We start from the raw sequence: 3,565 nt of genomic DNA on the forward strand, positions 1-3,565 counted from the left end.
TCTTGGAAGTTGCTCCAACAACCAGAAATTTCTTGTCCGCCCCCGACAAATAATAATCGTTCAAATTTTTACTTAGATCGATTCCATTGTCCAAGATAACTTTGGCGTTCGTGATTGGTTCACCATGTTTGTCGGCAAAGAGGCTTGTCCCCTCATTCCCGATTTGGAGTAACTTTAACGGTTCAAGCAAACGGTCAATGTTGATTATGCCTCCGATTACGACACCATCTCTTTGGAACATATCAATGATGTAATCGTCTTGTTCAATTTGCACGGACATCCATCTCTGAGTCGAAACAGCCTTAGGGATTTGATTGGAGTGAATCAAATCAACAATATAGCTTTGAATACCTTCTCTTTTGGCAAAAGGGATGTCCCGTTCCAGCGAAATATCCATATAATCTTCACGAGCTCCAACATACACAAAGAAGGCGCTTAATGAATCGTACAAAGCAATATCGCCGGCCAACTTTCCATTTAAGGATATCTTCTCCATTATATAGTCATCATATGTTTTAGCCCCATTGAGACTGTTTAGATCATGTCCTTCCCAAATGATGGATGCCAGATAGGCATCAACATCGTTAAGATCGGAATCGATTTGGCTCATGTACATATTCAAGGTCTTATCATAGGAATCCGCTACTTGTTCCCGGACCGTGTGGATAGAGTAGTAATTATTGTAAAGCAACATGCCGATAATTGGCATAGTCATGAGAATTACGCTAGCTATCATCTTGTAACGTAATGATCTTCGCCACCAAGGCCGTTCAAGAGTCCCCATACCTCCAGTTTCCTACCTTTCTTGTTTTACCATCGATAAATTATGATGTCATACACTTGTCTCGTTTTATGCAATCGTACATAGAATAATAGTATGAAACAGTGGTTCTGTCGATGGTACAAGGTTGTGCGGCTGTACAGAAAAGGAAAGAGAGATATGGGGATCTAAAAAGACTTCATCCGGTTTTCTAACGACTGGATGAAGTCTTTAGACGTCTCGTTATTTGACTATGACCCGTACACGACCAAGGTTCATCACTTGCGTATAAGGATCATTGACATCGCCCTCCCTGTTCGAGGCGGCACGCAAAACTGGGTAGTATGTGCCAGGTTTAAAGAATCGATATGAAGTCTCCACAATTACTTGAGTGGCGTCTTCGTTCATTTTGCTAAAAGCTGCTTCAATTGGATAGGTGCCTTCTCCTTCAAAATCCCATCTCGCCGATACAATCTTGCCGGTCCCAGGAGGTAATTCAATGACTGCCGAGAACGAAACGGCCTCGCCTTTGGCAACCTCCGCCCGCTCAATGCCATTCACCTTCAATGTAACTACAGGTTGAATGCCTCCGCGCAGAGCTGCTCCCGTCGGCAMGACGACCTGCCCATCGACGACATCATAATCCGTGCCACTAGGAGGTGTAATGCCATTCTCCACCCAAGCACTAAGATCACGAAGTGCTTGATGAAGTGCGCCGAGATAACTTACATCATGCAAATCGTCGTAGCCCTTGCTCATATCGCCGTGCAAGGCGTGTTCGATAAACCATAGTCTAAACCGATTATCTAGTTCTTCTCCCAATGCTTCTTCTACCTTGGTTCGATACCAGTCGGCTTGCCACGGATACGCGCTCTCATCCATCAACGCTTCCACAACGATCATCTTGCCCTCGAACCTTCCGCTCTGAACCGAACCGGCTGCGGAATATGCGACCGACGGTCCAATCAAGACGTTACGCTGCGGATACAACGGTTGACCGTTTTCATCCCGAAATTGATCATACACATAAAAATCGCTAGTAGGTACTTGGTGGCGGTGATACGTCTGTAGGGCAATATAATCCGAGTTATCAAGCAAGACTTCATCACCAGGTTTAATATGGTTCAAGAATTCCATTGGCTGATTCCCGAAGATTGAAGATCCTATGGTGACTGAATTACCGTTAATCTGTCCGAGTGGAACTTTCTGTCCGGCAGCCTCGCCACTGATGAAAATAACGTAGGCTCCATCCAAATACAAGTCCCCAACAGGCGCACTCTCAAGCTGCAAAGTTGGCTTGGATTCCGCATTGCCCAATTTAGATTTCCAAGCTTCGTCTACTCCTGTCTTTACCTCAGCATCAATAGCTGGATCCTCTTGCACAGCAGGCCTAACAACCTCAGATATGACGGACTTGAAATGAAGACGATCCCGTGATGCGGAGCCATTCGGGTCGGCGCCAAGATAGCCGGGTACTGTCCAGAAGTCATCAAAATAAGTGCGGTCATCCCGGTAAATAGCCCAACTTAAGATAGATAGCGGACTTTGCGTCAGATGCTGGTGGGAGTGGAGAAACCAAGCCTTCGGTGGGAACCCCATACGGGTCACTTCTTCAAACGCATGTCTTTCTTCATCATTCAATCTTGCATAAATATCCCCGCTGCCGCCTGGCTCCAATGCGTCAACGATGTCAGGGAACTTATTTCTAAGTATTCTCATCGCATGAGCACGAATCATAAATCCATAAGGTATGGCCATGGGAGAACCGATTACATATGGCACGGCTCCCTCCCAAACATTTGTTGTTTTTTCGATGCAGCCTAGTGTTTTAAACCCGCCGCCGCTACCGCCGTAAACATAACCATAAGGGCGATGAGGACCATATAATTCTGATGCTTTGAATCTGGAATATTGCGCCACGGCTGCACTCGCGCGATAAATCCGAGTATAGTCATTTGTGGACATGCCACCCATATTGGATTCTACAAAATATGCTCCGCTGGATACCGCGAATCCAATTTTGCTTTCTGCACCAACCTTGCTTTGCTCCGAATTTTCACTCCCTTGAACCGGAGCAAGAAACTGGAAGAATCGTTTTTCATARCTTTCTTTAGGTGGGAAGTAAAATGAAAATCTAGTATTCGTACCTTCGAATCCTCCGTGAATATATCGATGCCGGACCGGAAAATCTCGCCATTCGTCGACATCCACATAGGGATGTTGGAATTCAGGATCCTGTGTCCCATCATAAACGGCAGATGACGAAGCCGCATGTTGCGAATTAAGTTTCATTTTTTACCTCCGAACGTAGATTTTTTATGACAATATGATGTTGCAGGGCATGTGAGTCCGCTTCGAATGCCATGTTAGTAGACGGTTCAATAATCATTATAAAAGTATATCCCCCCCCTTTCTAACACTTAGAGGACTTGTTGACTGACATTTTGATGACCGCAAACTTAAATAAAGTTGTTAAATATCCTGCCGACCATTTTAAACCCGTCACTTCAAAAGTTATTGGTAACTTTCGGGGGAAATCGTACTTATTCGGTCCTCTAAGATGTTCGAAATTTTTCAGCTCAACCCCAGCAGCCGAGATCCGATATGTAAAAACATTTTCACCAACTGGGATATGAGGGCCAACTATTGGATGCGCATCAAGTGTGATTAAAAAACAAAACCACGGAAACCATTGATCCTTTTGGTGTGCGTTAAATCAACAAATAAGGATAAATACGAATGGCTTATGTGGCTAAGGATACAAGTTCTTGTCCATTTCGGTTAAGGATATAAGTTCTTGTCCTC

At 44.6% G+C, this 3,565-nt stretch carries 2 protein-coding genes; both read right to left on the reverse strand.

Annotated features, from left to right (window positions below; all coding sequences use genetic code 11):
* On the reverse strand, positions 1-610 hold a 610-nt coding region (locus AB4Z33_RS30520; protein WP_442053499.1), incomplete at its 3' end, for a hypothetical protein.
* Positions 611-1,003: 393 nt separating this feature from the next.
* Positions 1,004-3,052, reverse strand: a complete 2,049-nt coding sequence (locus tag AB4Z33_RS30525) for a hypothetical protein (RefSeq protein WP_442053500.1) — start codon at positions 3,050-3,052, stop codon at positions 1,004-1,006.
* Positions 3,053-3,565: the final 513 nt, after the last annotated feature.

This window comes from Paenibacillus sp. 2TAB19 (assembly GCF_052115185.1).
Classification (GTDB): Bacteria; Bacillota; Bacilli; order Paenibacillales; family Paenibacillaceae; genus Pristimantibacillus.